Annotated in this window: 19 protein-coding genes and 1 pseudogene; 14 read left to right on the forward strand and 6 right to left on the reverse strand. The window is 69.4% G+C overall.

Annotation, left to right across the window (positions count from 1 at the left end):
• Window positions 1-707: pseudogene (locus AC0IWM_RS15550) on the forward strand (hypothetical protein); the annotation flags it as partial.
• Between the two features lie 151 nt (window positions 708-858).
• Here the strand turns inward: AC0IWM_RS15550 and AC0IWM_RS15555 are convergent.
• Window positions 859-1,224, reverse strand: coding sequence for a hypothetical protein (locus AC0IWM_RS15555; RefSeq protein ID WP_471756444.1), 366 nt, complete (start codon window positions 1,222-1,224; stop codon window positions 859-861).
• Between the two features lie 280 nt (window positions 1,225-1,504).
• Here AC0IWM_RS15555 and AC0IWM_RS15560 point away from each other — a divergent pair, with 280 nt between their 5' ends.
• The 9 genes from AC0IWM_RS15560 to AC0IWM_RS15600 all read left to right on the forward strand — a co-directional run bounded on the left by AC0IWM_RS15560 (window position 1,505) and on the right by AC0IWM_RS15600 (window position 10,592).
• Window positions 1,505-3,001, forward strand: a complete 1,497-nt coding sequence (locus tag AC0IWM_RS15560) for a carboxypeptidase M32 (protein WP_471756446.1) — start codon at window positions 1,505-1,507, stop codon at window positions 2,999-3,001.
• Between the two features lie 155 nt (window positions 3,002-3,156).
• Window positions 3,157-3,714 (forward strand): tellurite resistance TerB family protein, encoded by a 558-nt coding sequence (locus AC0IWM_RS15565; RefSeq protein ID WP_471756448.1) that lies wholly within the window; start codon window positions 3,157-3,159, stop codon window positions 3,712-3,714.
• Between the two features lie 75 nt (window positions 3,715-3,789).
• Complete coding sequence (locus AC0IWM_RS15570; RefSeq protein WP_471756450.1) at window positions 3,790-5,037, forward strand: Hsp70 family protein; 1,248 nt, start codon at window positions 3,790-3,792, stop codon at window positions 5,035-5,037.
• Window positions 5,038-5,128: 91 nt separating this feature from the next.
• Entirely contained in the window at window positions 5,129-6,544 is a 1,416-nt protein-coding gene (locus AC0IWM_RS15575; RefSeq protein ID WP_471756452.1) for an RluA family pseudouridine synthase, read from the forward strand.
• A gap of 154 nt (window positions 6,545-6,698) precedes the next feature.
• Window positions 6,699-7,148, forward strand: a complete 450-nt coding sequence (locus AC0IWM_RS15580; protein WP_471756454.1) for a serine/threonine protein kinase — start codon at window positions 6,699-6,701, stop codon at window positions 7,146-7,148.
• 31 nt (window positions 7,149-7,179) lie between these two features.
• A complete protein-coding gene (locus tag AC0IWM_RS15585; RefSeq protein ID WP_471756456.1) occupies window positions 7,180-7,857 on the forward strand; it encodes an HAD-IA family hydrolase in 678 nt (225 codons plus the stop codon).
• A gap of 61 nt (window positions 7,858-7,918) precedes the next feature.
• Entirely contained in the window at window positions 7,919-8,713 is a 795-nt protein-coding gene (locus tag AC0IWM_RS15590) for an ATP12 family chaperone protein (protein ID WP_471756458.1), read from the forward strand.
• Window positions 8,714-8,817: 104 nt separating this feature from the next.
• Window positions 8,818-10,350: an acyl-CoA carboxylase subunit beta gene (locus tag AC0IWM_RS15595; RefSeq protein WP_471756460.1), complete on the forward strand. Its 1,533-nt coding sequence runs from the start codon at window positions 8,818-8,820 to the stop codon at window positions 10,348-10,350.
• A gap of 113 nt (window positions 10,351-10,463) precedes the next feature.
• Window positions 10,464-10,592 carry a hypothetical protein gene (locus AC0IWM_RS15600; protein WP_471756462.1) on the forward strand — a complete coding sequence of 43 codons (129 nt, stop codon included), beginning with the start codon at window positions 10,464-10,466 and terminating at the stop codon, window positions 10,590-10,592.
• Window positions 10,593-10,652: 60 nt separating this feature from the next.
• Here the strand turns inward: AC0IWM_RS15600 and AC0IWM_RS15605 are convergent, their stop codons facing one another.
• Window positions 10,653-11,603 (reverse strand): metallophosphoesterase, encoded by a 951-nt coding sequence (locus AC0IWM_RS15605; RefSeq protein WP_471756464.1) that lies wholly within the window; start codon window positions 11,601-11,603, stop codon window positions 10,653-10,655.
• A 666-nt stretch (window positions 11,604-12,269) separates the two neighbouring features.
• Complete coding sequence (locus AC0IWM_RS15610; RefSeq protein WP_471756466.1) at window positions 12,270-13,673, reverse strand: aminotransferase; 1,404 nt, start codon at window positions 13,671-13,673, stop codon at window positions 12,270-12,272.
• A gap of 102 nt (window positions 13,674-13,775) precedes the next feature.
• Between AC0IWM_RS15610 and AC0IWM_RS15615 the strand changes: the two genes are divergently transcribed.
• Both AC0IWM_RS15615 and AC0IWM_RS15620 read left to right on the forward strand, forming a co-directional pair.
• On the forward strand, window positions 13,776-14,315 hold the full coding sequence (locus AC0IWM_RS15615) for a hypothetical protein (RefSeq protein ID WP_471756468.1): 540 nt from the start codon (window positions 13,776-13,778) through the stop codon (window positions 14,313-14,315).
• Complete coding sequence (locus AC0IWM_RS15620) at window positions 14,305-15,033, forward strand: HAD family hydrolase (RefSeq protein WP_471756470.1); 729 nt, start codon at window positions 14,305-14,307, stop codon at window positions 15,031-15,033. The genes AC0IWM_RS15615 and AC0IWM_RS15620 overlap by 11 nt, the downstream gene beginning before the upstream one ends.
• Here AC0IWM_RS15620 and AC0IWM_RS15625 read toward each other — a convergent pair.
• Window positions 15,030-15,524, reverse strand: a complete 495-nt coding sequence (locus AC0IWM_RS15625; protein ID WP_471756472.1) for a MarR family winged helix-turn-helix transcriptional regulator — start codon at window positions 15,522-15,524, stop codon at window positions 15,030-15,032. The two genes, AC0IWM_RS15620 and AC0IWM_RS15625, sit on opposite strands and share 4 nt — an antisense overlap.
• A gap of 140 nt (window positions 15,525-15,664) precedes the next feature.
• On the opposite strand from AC0IWM_RS15625, the gene AC0IWM_RS15630 reads away from it, so the two are divergent.
• On the forward strand, window positions 15,665-16,444 hold the full coding sequence (locus AC0IWM_RS15630) for a DUF1499 domain-containing protein (RefSeq protein ID WP_471756474.1): 780 nt from the start codon (window positions 15,665-15,667) through the stop codon (window positions 16,442-16,444).
• Between the two features lie 7 nt (window positions 16,445-16,451).
• On the opposite strand, the gene AC0IWM_RS15635 is transcribed toward AC0IWM_RS15630, so the two are convergent.
• Both AC0IWM_RS15635 and AC0IWM_RS15640 read right to left on the reverse strand, forming a co-directional pair.
• Window positions 16,452-17,369 (reverse strand): MBL fold metallo-hydrolase, encoded by a 918-nt coding sequence (locus AC0IWM_RS15635; RefSeq protein WP_471756476.1) that lies wholly within the window; start codon window positions 17,367-17,369, stop codon window positions 16,452-16,454.
• A gap of 86 nt (window positions 17,370-17,455) precedes the next feature.
• Window positions 17,456-18,571: a DUF2865 domain-containing protein gene (locus AC0IWM_RS15640; protein WP_471756478.1), complete on the reverse strand. Its 1,116-nt coding sequence runs from the start codon at window positions 18,569-18,571 to the stop codon at window positions 17,456-17,458.
• Window positions 18,572-18,599: 28 nt separating this feature from the next.
• On the opposite strand from AC0IWM_RS15640, the gene AC0IWM_RS15645 reads away from it, so the two are divergent.
• Window positions 18,600-18,839, forward strand: coding sequence for a hypothetical protein (locus tag AC0IWM_RS15645; RefSeq protein WP_471756480.1), 240 nt, complete (start codon window positions 18,600-18,602; stop codon window positions 18,837-18,839).
• Window positions 18,840-18,858: the final 19 nt, after the last annotated feature.

Here is an 18,858-nt window from a genome sequence, read left to right on the forward strand (position 1 = left end):
ACGCGGCCGGCACGCTCACCAACAAGACCGTCCAGCATTCCGACAAGTCCTACGACGTCTACGCAAGCGGCGTCACCGGCAAGGACTACGCCTCGTCCCACACGAGCTACGACAGTGCCGGCAAGGCCGTGCTGATGGAGCAGTTCCGCACCGACGGCAGCCTGATGATGAAGAAGGTCGTCGGGCTCGACACCACCACCGAGACCTACGACGCGGCCGGCACGCTCACCAACAAGACCGTCCAGCATTCCGACAAGTCCTACGACGTCTACGCAAGCGGCGTCACCAGCAGGGATTACGTGGCCTCCCATGCAAGCTACGGCGCCGACGCGAAGACCCTCTACCTCGACACCACGAAAGCGGACGGTTCACACGCGGTGACGATCTACGGGTCGAACATCGCCTTCAAGGTCGATGGGCCTGCGGAGGCGATCTCCCTGAAGGGACAGAGCGACACGCTGGTCTTCAACAAGGCGTTCGGAAGCAGCGCAGTCACCGGCTTCGATGCAGGAACTGGTGCCGGTCACGATGTGATCGATCTCAATGCCACCCTGGCTTCAGACTTCGCTCAGTTGAAGGGATTGATGCAGACCACGGGGCACGACACGCTGATCACGTTCAGCCCCGCCGATCACATCCTCCTGAAGGGTGTGGTCGCCGAGAGCCTGGCGGCGTCGAACTTCGCGTTCCACTACGACCTGCACTAAGGCGCAGCGACCGACAGGCACATCCCGTCATCTCGACGGCCTGTCGCTCGTCACGGATGCAGGGCCCGCACAAGGCCTTCCAGGCGGATGGAGCACGTCATCCGGCGCAGGCGACGGCGGGTCTCGCCATCCGTGAAGGGACCGGGACTTGTCAGTCGATCGAGCTGAACCGGAGATGGAAACCATCCCGGATGGCGCTCGGCACCGGTCGCATCACCTCCGAGGCGTCGCCGAGGCGCAAGGCGAAGTTCATGTCGTCGGCCGGGACCAGCACCGGAGCCACCGGCGGCATCGCCTGCGCGAGGCAGGTGCCGAGCCCGATGGCGGCCGCAACCTGCGCGGAGATCCAAGGAAACAGTTTCCGAAGGAGGGGCCGCAGTTCCAAATCGTCCGATGCGGCCTCCGCCATCGCTACGGGCCCGGGGACCGCGACCACCCGGGCGATCCGCGACAGCGGCAGTCCGCTGAAATCGAAGACGGCGTGGTCGTGGCTGAATGGAAGGGACGGCTGATCCATGTGGATCAAAGTAGCGCCAATCCGCTAATGCTGCGTTAACTGCTTACCTGCGCAAGCCGATCTGTTCTGGCCGCTCGCGAAATCGGCGCGACGGGGATCTCCCCACGTCCGAGGCGCGCGCTGTGCGGACCTTGCACCCGGGTCCCCGACATGGTGGATTCACCCGGATGCGTCCGGTGGCATCGCACCGCTCCTGGCGCGAGAGGCCTCGAAACGGCCTCTCCACCGCCGGCCGGCAGGCGCCGGGCGCAGGCCATGAACAGGACGCCCCCACACGCTCATGCAGGCCTATCCGCTCCTCTCCGCCCGGTTCGCGCGCCTCGGCGCCCTCGGTGACGCCGCCGGTCTCCTTCACTGGGACCGACAGACGCTGATGCCCGGCGGTGCGGCCCCCATGCGGGCGGAGCAACTCGCGCAACTCGCCGTGATCGGCCACGAAATCCTGACGGCGGCGGAGACCGGCGACCTGATCGCACGCGCCCTCGACGCGGCTCCGAGCCTCGGCGAATGGGAACTGGCAAACCTGCGCGAGATGCGCCGGGCCTATCTCCACGCTTCGGCGGTGCCGGCCGATCTCGTGGCGGCCAGTTCCAAGGCCTCGTCGCGATCCGGAATGATCTGGCGCGAAGCCCGGGCGCAGGCCGATTTCGCGATGCTGGCCCCGGCCCTGGCCGAGACCCTGTGTCTGCAGCGGGAGGTCGGCGCAGCGAAGGGCGCCGCCCTCGGCCTCGATCCCTACGACGCCCTCCTCGACGGCTACGATCCCGGCATGCGCCGCGCGGCGATCGATCCGCTGTTCGCGGACCTGCGGGCCACGTTGCCGAGTCTGATCGAGACGATCCGGGCCCGCCAGGCGCGCGAGCCGGCGCCATGCCCGCTGCCTGGTCCCTTCCCGGTGGAGACGCAGAAGGTGCTCGGCGAACGGCTGATGCGCGCCGTCGGCTTCGATTTCGAGCGGGGTCGCCTCGACGTGAGCCTGCATCCATTCTGCGGCGGTGCCACGGACGACGTGCGCATCACCACCCGCTACGATGTCGCCGATGCCACCGGCGCCCTGATGGGCGTGCTGCACGAGACCGGCCATGCCCTCTACGAGCAGGGCCTGCCCGCTGCGTGGCATCACCAGCCGGTCGGAACGGCACGGGGCATGACCCTGCACGAGAGTCAGTCGCTGCTGGTGGAGATGCAGGCCTGCCGTTCGGCCGAGTTCTGCGCTTACCTGGCGCCGATCCTGGCGGAAGCCTTCGGCGGGGAGGGGCCCGCCTGGAGCGCCGAGAACCTGCACCGCCGCTACACGCGCGTCGCTCCGGGGTTCATCCGGGTCGATGCCGACGAGGTGACCTATCCGGCCCACATCCTGCTACGCTACGAGCTGGAGAGGGCGATGATCGCGGGCGATCTGGCGGTGGCCGACCTGCCCGGCGCCTTCAACGACGGCCTGCGCGACCTTCTCGGTCTCACCGTCCCGGACGACCGGCAGGGCTGCCTGCAGGACATTCACTGGCCGAGCGGAAGCTTCGGCTACTTCCCGACCTATACCCTCGGCGCGATGGCAGCCGCGCAGCTCTTCCGCGCCGCCCGCGCCGAGGTGCCGGGCATCCCGGCGGGCCTGGCGGCGGGGGATTTTTCGGGCTTGCGCCGTTGGCTGCGCGACACCGTGCACGCTCGCGCCAGCCTGCCGGAGACCGATGAGCTTCTCGTCGCGGCGACGGGCAAACCCCTCGGAACCGAGGATTTTCTGCGCCACCTCCGCCATCGGTATCTCGGCGAACCCTGATCCGCGCGGCCGACACGGTCCTCGGTGGCGTTCCGGCGACCCGGGCCGTATTCACCCTCCGCCCGCTCCTGCGGGGCTGCGCCGCACCACCCGCGACGTTATGCTCGCGTCCGGACGTGCATCCGAGAATTCTCTCGGCCAGGAGGCAAGCTCGCATGGTGGTGATACTCGCGCTGCTCGGAATCGTGGGCGGAGTCGTGTTCTGGGTGGTTCGAGCCCACGGTACCGTGAAGGCTCTCGAGGAAGTCAATCGGGACACGAAGGGCCTTCAGCGCCGGGCGCGCTCGAGCCTCCAGGACATCTTCGGAACGCCCCTGAAGCGTGTGCGCGACGTGCGCCTCGCGGCCGTGATCCTGATGATCCAGATCGTTCGGACCGGCAGCCCCGTCACCGCTGCCGAGAAGACCAAGATCCTCGAATTCATGGAGTCGCCGCTCGACGTCGAATCCATCTCGGCGATGTTCGAGCGCGCTTGGCGCCTCACCGAGGCCCGCCGCCCGTTCTCCCTGGTGGCGGACGAACTGCTTCCCCTCCTGCGGGACAGCCTGACCGAGGCCGAACGCCAGCAGTTCGTCCAGATGCTCTCCGAGGTGGCGGGCGCTCACTCCCCTGTCAGCGAGTTGCAGCGCGAGGCGATCGTGCGGCTCAAGCGCCGCTTCGGCGGCGGCAGCCCCACGTTGAAAGCGAGCCGGGCGGGCGATTTCGAGCGCTGAGACAGGTGGACCCGGCGCGGCGCAGGCTGTAGGTCGGCGGCCCCTCATCCAGCGGACCCGTGTCCGGAGACCTCCATGGCGGCCTGCGGCCTCGATTTCGGCACGTCCAACACCACCCTCGGCCTCGTCACCGGTCAGCGGCCGCACCTCGTGCCGCTGGAGGGACGCCACCTCACGATCCCCAGCGCGATCTTCTTCCCGCCGGGACAGGCACCCGTCGTCGGTCGCGCCGCCATGACCGAGTATCTCGAGGGGACGCCGGGCCGGCTGATGCGGAGCCTGAAGTCGGTACTGGGCTCCTCCCTGCTGGAGGAGACGACCCCCGTCGGCCGCGAGCGCATCAAGTTCCGCGACGTGATCGGGCGCTACCTCGCCGCCGTGAAGGCGCGGGCGGAGACCGAGACCGGCCGTGTCCTCGACACCGTCGTGCATGGCCGCCCGGTCCACTTCGTCGATGGCGACCCCGAGGGTGACGCCCGGGCCGAGGACGCCCTGCGGGCGATCGCCACCGCGATCGGCTTCCGACACGTCTCGTTCCAGTTCGAGCCGATCGCCGCGGCGCTCGACTACGAGCAGCAGGTCCGGTCGGAGGAGGTCGCCCTGATCGCGGATATCGGCGGCGGCACTTCGGATTTCTCCATCGTGCGGCTCTCGCCGGAGCGGCATGCGCGCCCCGACCGCAGCGGCGACATCCTGGCCAATGACGGCGTGCGGATCGGCGGGACCGACTTCGACCGCCGCCTCAGCCTCGGTACCGTGATGCCGCTCCTCGGCCTCGGCAGCGCGATGAATCGCGGCGACATCGACGTGCCCTCGGGCTACTTCCACGATCTCGCCACCTGGTCGAGCATCAACCGACTCTACAATGCCAAGACCCTGCGCGAGATCGAGGAGGTCCGCCGCGACGCGCAGCGCCCCGACCTCCTGGCCCGGCTCCACGCCGTGGTGGAGGCCGAGCGCGGCCACTCGCTGGCAATGGAGGTCGAGGGCGCCAAGATCGCGACTTCGGAGGCGGGGCAGGGCCGGGTCGACCTGGACTGGGTCGAAGCGGGTCTCGGGGCCGAGATCGACCGGCCGGGGCTCGTCGGCCACACGGACGAACTCGCCCGCCGCATCGCCGAGCGGATCGCCCGGTGCCTGTCCCAGGCCGGCCTGACAGCGAACCGCATCGACGCACTCTTCCTCACGGGGGGGTCCACCGGCCTGCCCCATGTCCGCGCCGCCCTGACCGCCGGCGTACCCAACGCCCGGGTCGTCGAGGGCGACACCTTCGGTTCCGTCGGCACCGGACTGACCCTGGAGGCGGCGCGGCGCGCGGCCTGAGGCGGCGTCGGCAGCGCGAAAACCGTGCCTCGCATGGCTGCACGGTCCGCGCGCGCTTTGTGGCGAGGCCCGCCGATGCTACGAGCAGGCCATGACCACACGACCACCTTCACGCGGCGGTTCCGGGCGCAAGGGCGCCGGTACGGGCCGAGGCGCACCTCCCGGCCGCCCCGCCCGGCCAGGCAAGCCGAGCACCTTCAAGCGGCCCGAACGCGAGCGCACGGGCCCACGCACCAGCGCCCTCGATGCCGCTCAGCGCGCGGCGCAGGGGCGCGGCGATGCGGCGGCCAAGCACGCGCCCTGGCGCCCCGGCCAGGAGGCGAGCGACCGCGAGTCGGCCCCGCGGGATGCCCTCGGGACGTTCGAGGAGGCGCCCCGGCGTGCACCGCGGACCCGGGCCGAGCGGCCGGCGCCGGCACGGCGCCCGGGCGCCGCCTCGCACGAGACCGCACCGGCACCGGAGGGACCGACCCGGCGCGAGCAGCGCGCGGCCGCCTCCGCCACCCTCGCCTCCGGCGTCCAGACCCTCACGGTGGAGGAGGACGAGTCCGGCATGCGCATCGATCGCTTCCTGACCACGCGCTTCCCCCAGCTTCCCTTCACCCGCGTCCAGAGCATCGTGCGCAAGGGCGAGCTGCGGGTCGACGGCAAGCGCGCCAAGCCCAACGACCGGCTGGAGCCCGGCATGAGCGTGCGCGTGCCGCCGCTCAAGCTCGAGGCGCAGGGCGAGCGCCCCCGCTCGGCCGCGAAGGACGCCACCGACGCCGACTTCATCCGCTCTCTCATCCTCTACGAGGATGCCGAGATGATGATCCTGAACAAGCCCTTCGGCCTCGCGGTGCAGGGCGGATCCGGTACCGTGCGGCACGTCGATGGTCTGCTGGAGGCCCTGACCGGCAAGGACGGGCAGAAGCCGCGCCTCGTGCACCGCCTCGACAAGGACACCGCGGGTTGTCTGATCGTGGCCAAGACGCGGCTGGCCGCCGCGACACTGGCCAAGAGCTTCCGCTCCCGCTCGGCCCGCAAGGTCTACTGGGCACTCACCGCCGGCGTCCCCCGCATGGCGCAGGGTCGGATCTCGACCTATCTCGCCAAGGAGGAGCCCACGGACGCGGATGCACGCATGCGCGTGGCCAAGCACGGCGACGAGGGCGCCGCGCACGCCTTGACCTACTACGCCATGGTCGACAACGCGGCGCAGAAGCTGTCTTGGCTGTCGCTGAAGCCGGTGACGGGCCGGACACATCAGCTGCGGGCCCACGCGGCCCATATCGGGCATCCCATCGTGGGTGATCCGAAGTACTTCAGCATCGAGAACTGGGAGCTGCCCGGCGGCATCCAGAACCGTCTGCACCTGCTCGCGCGCCGAATCGTGATCCCGCATCCGCGCACCGGTCAGCCGGTCGACGTCACGGCCCCGCTTCCGCCGCATATGGCGCAGAGCTGGAACCTGCTCGGATTCGATGCGTCCCGCTACGACCCCATCGTCGAGGCGCCCGAAGCCTGAGCGCCCCCTCCCGCCCGTCGGAAGGTGCGGCACCTCGCCGGAGGACTGGGAGTGAGGGCGTCGGGGTTGCACCTTGGCAAGCGCCCGCCATGCCTTATCCTCTCGATCCATCCCGGTGGGCGCCTCGCCGCCGGCCAAGGACCGTCGCGCCACGATGCATCGAGACACGATCCTGACGCCCGCAACCGTGATCGCCTGCGCGCTCCTCGCCCTCGCACCCTGGGGCGTCGGCCCGTCGCTCGGCACTTCGGCGATGGCGCAGGGCAATCCTGCCGGGCAGAGCCGGCCCCAGGGTCAGTCTCAGACCCCCGCACAGGTTCAAACCCAGCCGGCAGGGCAGCCCCAGGTGGCACCGGCCGCCCAGCCTCCGGCGCAGGGTCCGTCGCGAGCCGGGGGAGCGGGACAGGTTTCCGGCACGGGCGGCGGCCGCGGCGCGGCGCAGGTCGGACGGTCGCGCCGGCCGTCCTACGCGGCCTGCAATCGCATGTCCCATGCCCGCGGGCTGCGCGGGGGCGCCCGGCGCCGCTTCCTCATCCGGTGCAAGCTCGGCTACGACCGTCCCCGTGCCGGACAGCCGCAATCGGCTCCCGCCCGCCAGCCGTGAGGAGCACCGTCCGCAGTGTGAGGTCGCGTCCTTGAAGCTCATCATCTTCGACGTCGACGGGACCCTCGTCGACAGCCAGCACCTCATCGTTGCCGCGCAGGGCATGGCCTTCGCCGAACATGGTCTGACGGCACCGAGCCGCGGCGAATCGCTCTCGGTGGTGGGCCTGTCCCTGCCGCAGGCGTTCCGCCGCCTGGTCGGCGACGACGGTCCGATCGAGGGATTGTCTGAGAGCTACAAGCGCGCCTTCAACATCCTGCGTCTCGACCCGAACTACGAAGAACCCCTGTTCCCGGGCATGGGCGAACTGCTCACCCGGCTTCATGCCCGCGACGACGTGCAGCTCGGCATCGCCACCGGCAAGGCGCGGCGCGGCGTCGACCGCCTGATCGAGACGCATGGCTGGGAAGGCTGGTTCGCCACCACCCAGAGCGCCGACGACGCCCCCTCGAAACCGGATCCCGCCATGCTGCTCCAGGCCATGGCCGCGACCGGTGCGGAGCCCAACGCCACGGTGATGATCGGCGACACCACCTACGACATGACGATGGCGGTGAATGCCGGCGCCGCCGCCGTGGGCGTGGCCTGGGGCTATCACCCCGTCGGTGCATTGTTCAACGCCGGCGCCTCCATCGTCGTCGACACCGCGGACGACCTCGGCGCCCTGTTCTCCGGCGATCCGCACGTGCGGTCTACGATCGAGGGCTGAGAGCCTGGAAGGTCCGCTACGCGTCTCGCAGCCCGCGCGCCGATGCCCTATCTGCAGGGACATGAGCGACGAATCCCAACCCGACTGGCTCGGCGAACCCGAGAGCCCTTCACAGCCTGATCCCACCCGCGCGGCGCGGGGCCCCGGAAAGCCCAGCCTGCCGAAGCGCTTCTACGGCGAGGCCGGCCTTGCCGAGCACGGCGACGGTCTCCGATTGACTCTCGACGGACGTCCGGCGAACACGCCGGCCCGCAACCCGCTCGTCCTTCCAACCCGAGCGTTGGCCGAGGCCGTGGCCGCCGAGTGGGCGGCGCAGGTCGCGGTCATCGATCCCGCCACCATGCCGCTGACACGACTGGCCAACACGGCCATCGACGGTGTGGCGCAACGCCGAAACGCGGTGGTGGACGACCTTTCGGCCTATGCGGGCACCGACCTCCTGGCCTACCGGGCGGGGGATCCCGAGCGCCTCGTGCGCGCCCAGGCCGAGGCCTGGGATCCGATCCTCGACTGGGCGCACACGGAACTCGGCGTCCGTTTCATTCTGGGCGAGGGCGTGATGCACGTCGCCCAGCCGGACACCACCGTGGCGGCCCTGCGCCGGGCGATCGAGGAGACCGAAGGACCGTTCCGGCTCGCCGCCCTCCACACGCTGACGACGCTGACGGGATCGCTCGTCCTCGCCCTCGCGGTGCTGCGCGGGCAGGTCGATCCGACCGAAGCCTGGGCGGCGGCCCACGTGGACGAGACCTACCAGGCGAGCGTCTGGGGCCGCGACGCGGAGGCCGAAGCTCGCCACGCCGCGCGGCAGGCAGAGTTCGAGGCCGCCGCGCAACTCGCGCGCCTCAGCCGTTAAATCGATTTTCGCGCAAAGCGCCGCATGCTAAGGCCCATTTAAATCGCGACCGCCAAGGTTCGTCGGGGGCGCGGCGTCATCTCTCCAACCAGGGCCTAGCGCGCATGAAGGACATTCTCGAGAAGCTGGAAGAGCGGCGCGCCCAGGCCCGCCTCGGCGGCGGCGAGAACCGCGTCGTGGCCCAGCACAAGCGCGGCAAGCTGACGGCGCGCGAGCGCATCGAACTTCTCCTCGACCACGGGTCGTTCGAAGAATTCGACATGTTCGTCCAGCATCGCTCCACCGATTTCGGCATGGAGAAGCAGAAGATTCCGGGCGACGGCGTCGTCACGGGCTGGGGCACGATCAACGGCCGCACCGTCTTCCTGTTCTCGAAGGACTTCACGGTGTTCGGCGGCTCCCTCTCGGAATCGCACGCGGCCAAGATCGTCAAGGTCCAGGACATGGCCCTGAAGATGCGCGCGCCCATCATCGGCATCTTCGATGCCGGCGGCGCCCGCATCCAGGAGGGCGTCGCGGCGCTCGGCGGCTATGGCGAGGTGTTCCGCCGCAACGTCGCGGCCTCGGGCGTCATCCCGCAGATCTCGGTCATCATGGGGCCCTGTGCGGGCGGCGACGTCTACTCGCCGGCCATGACCGACTTCATCTTCATGGTGCGCGACACGAGCTACATGTTCGTCACCGGCCCCGACGTGGTGAAGACCGTGACCAACGAGGTCGTGACGGCGGAGGAGCTCGGCGGCGCCAAGGTCCACACCACCAAGTCCTCCATCGCCGACGGTTCCTTCGAGAACGACGTCGAAGCGCTCCTGCAGATCCGCCGCCTCGTGGACTTCCTGCCCGCCAACAACATCGACGGCGTGCCGGAAATCGAGAGCTTCGATGATCCCCTGCGCCTCGACATGAGCCTCGACACGCTGATCCCGGACAATCCGAACAAGCCCTACGACATGGGCGAGTTGATCCGGCGGGTGACCGACGAGGGCGACTTCTTCGAGATCCAGGCGACCTATGCCCGCAACATCATGACCGGCTTCGGCCGCATCGAGGGCCGCACGGTCGGGTTCGTCGCCAACCAGCCGATGGTGCTGGCCGGCGTGCTCGACTCGGACGCGTCCCGCAAGGCGGCCCGCTTCGTGCGCTTCTGCGACGCATTCTCGATCCCGATCGTCACCTTCGTGGACGTGCCGGGCTTCCTGCCGGGCACGGCGCAGGAATACGGCGGCCTGATCAAGCACGGCGCCAAGCTGCTGTTCGCCTATTCCCAGGCGACCGTGCCGCTCGTCACCATCATCACCCGCAAGGCCTTCGGGGGCGCCTACGACGTGATGGCCTCCAAGCACGTGGGAGCCGACCTGAACTACGCCTGGCCGACCGCGCAGATCGCCGTGATGGGCGCCAAGGGCGCGGTGGAGATCATCTTCCGCAGCGAGATCGGCGATGCCCAGAAGATCGCCGAGCGCACCAGCGAGTACGAGGACCGCTTCCTCTCGCCCTTCGTGGCCGCCGAGCGCGGCTACATCGACGAGGTGATCATGCCCCACTCCACCCGCAAGCGCGTCGCCCGGGCGCTCAGCATGCTGCGCACCAAGGAGATGGAGCAGCCCTGGAAGAAGCACGACAACATCCCGCTCTGAGGGCGGCGACCTGCCCGGCGCCGCGTCGGGCTGGGAAGGCCCGCGAAACATTCCGATGGCCTATTCGCGGAAGAGTGCCATGATCCCTCACCCATACCGGGAGGAGACATGTCATGGCGGCTGAACAGAAGCGTGGAAGTCGCGAGGCGAAGAAGGCGAAGAAGCCCGTGACGAAGACGATCGCGGCGGCCCCGTCGACCAAGGGCACGGTGGTTGCCGCACCGAAGGCCGGTAAGAAGTAGGCGTCGCCGGCGCCGGAGCGGGACGATCCCGCCCCCGGTGCCGGGTCCAAGTGTCAGGGCTCAGCCGTGGATGAGCCTCGTCCCCTGAACGGTCTTGCCTGCCGGATCGGAGGCAGTCCCGAGGTTCAGGAGCACGATCTCGGGGGGCACACCCAGGCGCACGGGGATGCGACTGACGCCGAAGCCGCCGGAGACGATCATGTTCCGCCCTTTACGGACGACGTGGCCATAGGCGAAATCATTGCCGCGGACGGACGGGATGGCGGGCGAGTAGCCGAAAAGCCGAACCTGACCCCCGTGGGTATGGCCGGCGAGCGTCAGGGAGACCCGGTCCGGCACGTGGACGAACAGGTCGGGCTCGTGGATCATCAGGAGCACCGGCGCGGAATCGGTGACCTTCGCGAGCGTACCCGGCAGATCGTCGCGCCCCTGGTCGACGTCCTGCAGGATGAACGGGATCTGGTCACCGACACCGGCGATCCAGAACGGTTTGCCGTCCTTTTCCAGGCGAAGGGCGTCGTTCTCCATGACCGGAATGCCGACGTTCTCGAGAGCGCGTTGGGCCGCGACGGGCCCGTCCAGGCGCGCCTGAGCCTGTTTGTCGTCCCACCAATCGTGGTTACCGAGGATCGAGTAAACGCCGAGTGGAGCGCGCAGCGCCGAGACCACCCGGGCGAAGTCCGTGAGCGGGATCTTCCGGTAGGTGACGCTCGGGCCGGCCGGGTAGTCGCCCAGCATCAAGATGAGATCGGGCTTGAGTGCGTTCGTGGTGTCGACGATCTCGGCGATCCGGTCGAGGGGCATGAACGGCTCGCCGACATGGAAGTCCGCCAGTACGGCGACACGCAGGCTCAGGCCAGGCGTCCAGTTCGGCAGAACCGGTGCATAGGGCGTGACGACGAGGCGGTAGAGCGGCTCGATACCGAAGGCGTATACACCCGTCGACCCGACGACGCCCGCGCTCGCCCCGAGCCCGGTCAGGAACTGCCGGCGGCTCGGCAGGATCAACATCGGCAGGCTCCTCGGTCGCGCAAAGGGCGCGGCTCAGTCCTCTCACCGGCAATGATGACGAAATCGAGGAGCGTGCCGTGCTTCTGCGGACGGATAGGCCTGAGGCGTTGAGGAAGGGATACCGAGCCTGTGGAAAGGCACCTTCCGGTGCGGACGATCCCGATTTTTCAGGAGAGCGGCGTGTCCTCGTGTTCGAACCGGGCGGAGATCGCACTGCTCAGAAGCCTCGTCCGTGCGGATTTCCGAGTGGCGGAAACGGCCTGCACGGCGGCCGCCAGGGCTGGAAGCGCGACGGGTCGGAACGTCTCGGCCTGATGATCGACAATGATCGTGGATCGGCCGGACCGTTGAGCAGTGCGTGAGGTCTGTTGGCGCGGGAACATGTGATGGTTGCCCTGTGGTGCTCGATCGGCCTTATCAGTTCCTGATGCCTGATTTTCAGCCATGCACGTCTCACGGGCACCTCATGGCTACACCCGGACGCTTCTCAAGCGACATGGGTATCATAGAGCCGCAGCCAACCTGAACGAAACCTTAAGACCTTCACGATCACTCGACCGTGATGAAAATCGAGACCGTGACCCGTCTTCATAACACTTAAGCAGTCTCGTGATTGCAGCGCGAAAGACATAATGCATCGCGAAGAATGCCGTCGCGGGACACACTTTATCTTTCGGAACGTCGGAGGGGAGCCACCTCGAGCTTCTGCTCAGAGATCCAGTCCAGGGTCCGGTCAAGAGCCCGGGTCAGCCGGTCGAACAGGGTGTCGATCTCCGACGGCGCGATCACCAGGGGCGGGCAGACCGCGACGCGGTCTCCGGCGAGGAATCGCACGATCAGCCCCTCGGCCTGCGCGAAGGAGACGACCCGCGCCGCCACCCCCGCCTTCGGCTCGTACTGGCGCCGGGACGCCTTGTCCGCCACGAGCTCGATGCCGCCGATGAGGCCGATGCCGCGCGCCTCGCCGACGAGCGGGTGGTCGCCGAGCGCCGAGAGGCGCGCCTGGAACTGAGGGGCCTTCTCGGCGACCCCTTCGACGATGCGGTCGCGCCTGTAGATCGCGATGGTCTTGAGGGCGACGGCGCAGGCGACCGGGTGCCCGGAATAGGTGGTGCCGTGGCCGAAGGTGCCGAGCTTGGCGCTCTGCTGCACCATCAGGCGATAGAGCGGCTCGTCGACCGAGACGCCGCCCAGCGGCAGGTAGCCGGAGGTGAGCGCCTTGGCGAAGGACAGACTGTCGGGACGCATGCCCATCGCTTCGGAGCCGAACCAGGTCCCCAGTCGGCCGAAGCCGCAGATCACCTCGTCGGCGATGAATCGCACGTCGTACCGGTCGAGCACCGTCTGGATCTTCGCGTAGTATCCCGTCGGCGGCAGGATGGCGCCGCCGGCACCGAGCACCGGCTCGGCCACGAAGGCCGCCACGGTATCGGGCCCCTCACGCAGGATCACCGCTTCCAGCTCCGCGGCGAGGCGCGTCGTGAAGGCATCCTCGCTCTCGCCCTCCTGACCGAAGCGGTAATGGTGCGGGCAGCCCACGTGTAGGAAGCCCGGCAGGGGCAGGTCCCAATCGGCGTGATTGGCGGGCAGGCCCGTCATCGAGGCCGTGGCCACCGTGACGCCGTGGTAGCCCTTGATGTGCGAGAGGATCTTCTTCTTGCGCGGCCGGCCGAGCGCGTTGTTCATGTACCAGGTCAACTTGACCTGAGTGTCGTTGGCTTCCGAGCCCGATGAGGTGAAGAAGATCTTCGAGGTCGGAACCGGCATCAGCTCCTTCAGGGTCTCGGCGAGCTCGATCGCCGGATCGTGGCTGCGCCCCGAGAACAGGTGGGTGAAGGGCAGCCTCGCCATCTGCTCGCTGGCCGCCTCCACCAACTCCTCGTTCGAATAGCCGAGCGCCGTGCACCACAGCCCCGCCATGCCTTCGAGATAAGGCCGGCCATCGCTGTCGTAGACCCAGACCCCATGTCCGCGTTCGATCACCAGGGGTCCCGTCTCGCGGAAGGTCTCCAGGTTCGTGTAGGGATGGATCAGGGTTTCGACGTCGCGGGTCGCGAGGTTCGAGAGCATATTTTTGCCTGACGGTTGGCCGATGGCCGACATGGGTGCACGACTGTAACGAGAGGCGCACCCGGTATAAACCCGCGCGACGTCGCAACCGGATCCGATGCCATGCTCGACCCTGCAACCATCGTGGCCCATCCGGCCCCGGGCCGCGCCTGCGGAACCTGTACGCTCTGCTGCAAGGTCTACGACGTCCCCGCGGTCGAGTCCGTCGCCGGGCAATGGTGCCGGCACACCAAGCAGGGCCGGGGCTGCGCCATCCATGCGGCCCGGCCCGACCATTGCCGTGCCTTCCACTGCCTCTGGATGACGGAAGCCTGGCTCGGCTCGGAATGGAAGCCCGAACGCGCCAAGATGGTGCTGAGCCTCGATCCGGTCTCGCGGCACATGAACGTGCAGGTCGATCCGGGTCAGCCGAACGCCTGGCGCCGCGAGCCGTATTATGGCCAGCTGAAGCGCTGGGCGACGGCGTCCCTGGCCCAGAAGCGCCATGTCCTCGTTCACCTCAACAAGACCACCACCGTGGTTCTACCGGATCGCGACGTGGCCCTCGGCGTCTTCGAACCCGGTGACCGGATGGTGGCCCGCGAGCGCATGACGCCGCAGGGCGTCGTCATTGAGGTCGAAAAGGTCCGCGATGCGGCCTGAGCCTCTCGGGAGCACGATCCGCGGCATCCTGTTCGACAAGGACGGGACGCTCGTCGATTTCGACCGGACCTGGGGACCCGCCGCCTTCTCGGTGATGTCCGACCTCTCGGGCGGCGACCGGGCGCGCCTGGAGGCCCTGATGCGGGTCAGCCACTACGACGAGGCCGGGCGGCGCTTCGCACCGACCTCGCCGCTCATCGCCGGCTCCTCGGCGGGCTACGGCCCGCTCTGGGCCGAGGTGCTGGACCGTCCCGCCGGCCCGGCGCTCTACGCCGAGATGGATGCGCTGTTCCGCGCGGCCGGCCTCGCCGCGCTGACGCCGATCGGAGCGCCGGCCGATCTCGCCGCACGCCTCGTCGCCGGCGGCTACGCCCTGGGCATCGCCACCAACGACGCCGAGGCCTCGGCCCGGGCGCAATGCGAGGCCCTCGGCCTCACGCCTCATTGCGCCTTCGTGGCGGGTTATGATTCCGGGCACGGGTCGAAGCCCAGGCCCGGCATGGTCACGGCCTTTGCCGACCATCTCGCGGTGCCGGCGCACCGGATCGCCATGGTGGGGGATTCGCCCTACGACCTCGTGGCCGCCCGAGCCGCCGGGGCGATGGCGATCGCGGTGCTGAGCGGCCCCCTTGGTGCGGCAGCCCGCGACGAGATGGCGCCGCTGGCCGACCACGTCCTGAATTCGGCCGCGGATCTGCCGGCGCTGCTGGGCCTCTAGCCCGCTTTGCCGGTGACGCGCTGCTCATGCGACAGATCACGCGCGAGATCGCGCCACTTCAGGACGAGACGCTCGAAATCCGCGATGTCGTTGGCCGGCAACTGTCCCAGGGTGCGCGCCACGTAGGCCTTCTGCGCCACGATCCCACGGGTCGCGAGGTCGGTTCCGGCGGGCGTCAGGTACAGGGCATGCGAGCGCCGATCCCCCGGAATCGGGCGACGCTCCACGAGTCCCGCCTCGACGAGGCGGTCGATCAGCCCGGAGACGTTGCCCTTGGTGACGTAGAGGCGTGCCGCCAGATCCTGCTGCGTCATGCCCTCCCGCTCGGTGAGGGTGGAGAGCGCATCGAATTGCGGGATGGACAATCCGAGCCCGCGCAGTTCCCCCGCCATCGCCGCCGTGACGCGGCGGTTGAGGCGGATGAAGCGGAACCAGACCCGCAGCGGATCGGCGGCCTCGGCAGGTGTCGGGGAGAGCGGGGGCGCGGGCATCGTCGCGCGGCTATAGCAGACGGGGTGCCGCTCCCGGAAGCATCGCGATGCACGGCCCGGGTGGCGCCGCGGAGCGCGGACCGGTAAAGCTCCAGGCGCACGGCCCCGCGGATCTTCCGGACAGCGAATCTCGTCACAGCATGCGTCGTCTGCCCTATGAGGATCCCGTCACCCGCGCCGGCCCGGTCTCGCGGACCATCGCGGTCCTGGCCCTGCTCGTCAGCCTCTTCGCCCTGATCCTGGTGCGCGACCCGCGCGCCGAGGCCGGCCCGGCCCTGGCGACCCTCGGGGCCGGTCTCGTTCTGGCGGCGGCCGCGGTGTTCTTCGCCATCGTCGCCTTCGTCCGGGTCTGGCGCGAGGGCGCACGCGGCCTTGGCGCGGCCCTGGCCGGCCTGTTCCTGGCAAGCCTCGTCCTCGCCTATCCGGCCTTCGCGGCCCTGCGCGGCCTACGGCTCCCGGCCATCGCGGACGTGACCACCGACACCGAGAATCCACCTGCCTTCTCGCGCTCGCGCGTGGCCTTCGCGGCCCGTGACGGGCGCTATCCGCCCGATCCGGGTCCCGCCGCGCGGGCCGCCCAGCGCGCCGCCTATCCGCAGATCGCACCGCTCACCCTCGACCTCGATGCCGACGAGGCCTTCGAGCTCGCCCGCAAGGCGGCGGTGAACCGGCGCTGGCAGATCGTCGAGGCGATCCGCCCCGGCGGCCGCATCGGTAACGGGCGGATCGAGGCGGTGTCGCGTGGCCCGATCCTCAACCTCGCCGACGACGTCACCGTTCGGGTTCACCCGCGGGCGGACGGCGCGCGCATCGACGTTCGCTCCGCCTCGCGCCTCGGCACGCGGGATCTCGGCAGCAACGCCGACCGCATCCGCGCCTATCTCGACGAGGTCGCCAACCTCGCCATCGCGGTGAAGTGATGGGGGATCAGGCCGGCGCGTAGCGGCCGTCGAGCCGGGCAGGGCCGTCGCTGAGCACGATCCCGCGCTCGACCAGGTCCTCCAGGTGGGCGAAGACCGACAGGGCGGCGGCGCCGTGCAGGGCTGGGCTCAGGCCCTGGTAGATCGCAGCGACGATGGCGCGGATATCGCGGTCGCCCCCCTCAACGCGGCTGCGGATCGCGGTCTCGCGCTGGCGCCGGTGGGCGGCGAGGCCGCGCACGAAGCGGCGGGGATCGCGCACCGGACCGCCATGGCCCGGCCAGAAGATCGTCTCGTGACGGTCGCGCAGGGCCTCAAGAGAGTTCATGTAGGCGCGCATCGCGCCGTCGGGAGGCGCCACGATGGTGGTCGACCACGCCATGACGTGATCGCCCGAGAACAGGGCCGCCTCCTCCCGCAGCGCGAAGGCGAGATGGTTCATGGTGTGGCCCGGGGTCTCCAGGGCCTCCAGGGTCCAACCCGGTCCCGTGACGGTGTCGCCCGTGCGCATGGGCCGATCGGGCACGTGGTCGCGGTCGGCGCTGGCATCGAGATAAGGGATCTCACCCTCGATCAGATCACGGGCGGCCCGGTGCGGACCGCAGCCGACGATCGGTGCGCCCGTGCGCGCCCGGAGAATGCGGGCTCCCGGCGAATGGTCGCGATGCGTGTGGGTGACCAGAATGGCCAAGACGGTGGCACCGGCGCAGGCCTCCACGAGGGCCGCGATATGGCCCTCGTCCGCCGGACCCGGATCGATGATGGCGACGGCCTCGTTCCCGACAAGGTAGCTGCAGGTGCCGGTCGCCGTGAACGGTCCGCCGTTCGGCGCAATCCGCCGCCGGACCAGGGGCGACAGACGCACCGTCTCGCCGCTCGGGGGCAGCGCCCCGTCGAACACGGGATCGGACTGGATCTCGCTCATGCCGGCTCCTGAAAGCTTGGGACCGGATCCGGCCGTAAGCCATCGCCGCGCCAGGGACAACGCGTGCGATCAGGCCCGAGACCGCCTCAGTATACGAAGGGCGATGCCACCACGACGCGCGCCTGGGCCCTGACCGGGACGAAGCGCGGCTCGACCTCGATCGGTGGCGGGACCGGCTCGAACCCGGCCGCCGCGATCCGGACGCGGCCTGTGCGGTCGGCACTGCGCAGGGCCTTGTGGAAGGCCCGGGCATCCGCCTCGCGGCGAACCACATCGACCTTGGCGTCGATCTCGCGCCGCGCCCGGCGCGACAGGCCCCGGGCCTCGCGGAAATCGACGACGGTGAAGCCGCCAGCCCTGACCGGGGTGACGACCGCGGCGCTCGCTTCGGTCGTGACGATGTCACCGGCGCGCACGGTCATGTCCTGAAGGATCGGCATCGGTGTGGCGACGCCCTGCTCGGGCTGACAGTTGCAGTGCTCGATCCGTTTCGTGCGGTAGAGATTGGCCACCGCCAGGCTGCGGTAAGGCTGCCCGTCGAGTCCGACGGCGCGATCGAGTTCCCTCTCGCCGGCTCCCAAAGTGAACAGGCGCGTCGGCGTATTCGGGCAGGCGGCCGCACAGGCGGCCTCATGGATCGGCAGGTCGGCCCGGGCGCCGAGACGTCCAAGGGGGAAGATGTAGCCATCGCAGGCGCGCACGCAGACGGTGCGCGCACCCAGCGCCGTAGGCGAACCCGCTCCCGGCACGAAGGCGCCGCCCCTCGCCGCAGCCGCCCCCCTGGGGAGCCGGACTCGGACCGAACGTTCGGTCGCGTCGACGACGGGTCTCGGAGTCTGCCGAACCACGCGCGCCGCGGTCACACGCCGGGAGTCTGGCAGAGAGACGTAATGCGCGGGGCGGCGGCGTGCCGGCATCGTCACCGCCGGAGCCGCGACCGGTCCGCGAAAGATCGTCTCCAGGAAATCGAAGAGCCCGCCTCGTTCGGAGGCCTTGACCATCGTGGCGCCCGCCGTGACGCCACCGAGGCCGAGCAGGACGCCAGCGAGCGCGGTCACCGCCATCTGCTGACGCGTGCCGGCCGGAGCGAGACGCTGCCACTTCATACCGCTTGGCTCCGCTTGTTTCGCTCTGACGGCCCCGACCGCATCACCGGGCAGATGCAGCTTCATCAGGTACACAGCATCGCGGACACGGCGCAACGGCGGTAGACAACCGAGACAAGCGCCCTTGGGAGGATCGCCGGGCTTTCACGGCTCGTTCCATCATCCCGGAAGTCAGCCGGCGACGCTGGTTTTGGTCCTGACGGCGATCGGTCACGCGATCGTGGCGGTGCGGGGCTTCGTCACCGGCGCATCCTCGGCTCTCGAGGAACAGCGTGCCGTGATCCACGGGATTTCCAGGAGCATGCAGGCCGCGGCCCACGAGAGCGCGAACGTCGATTGCGACCCGCGGTTACTGTTGTCCTGAGCCTGGGCTCCGGCCGGCG

It is taken from the genome of Methylobacterium sp. AC433, from assembly GCF_979253015.1.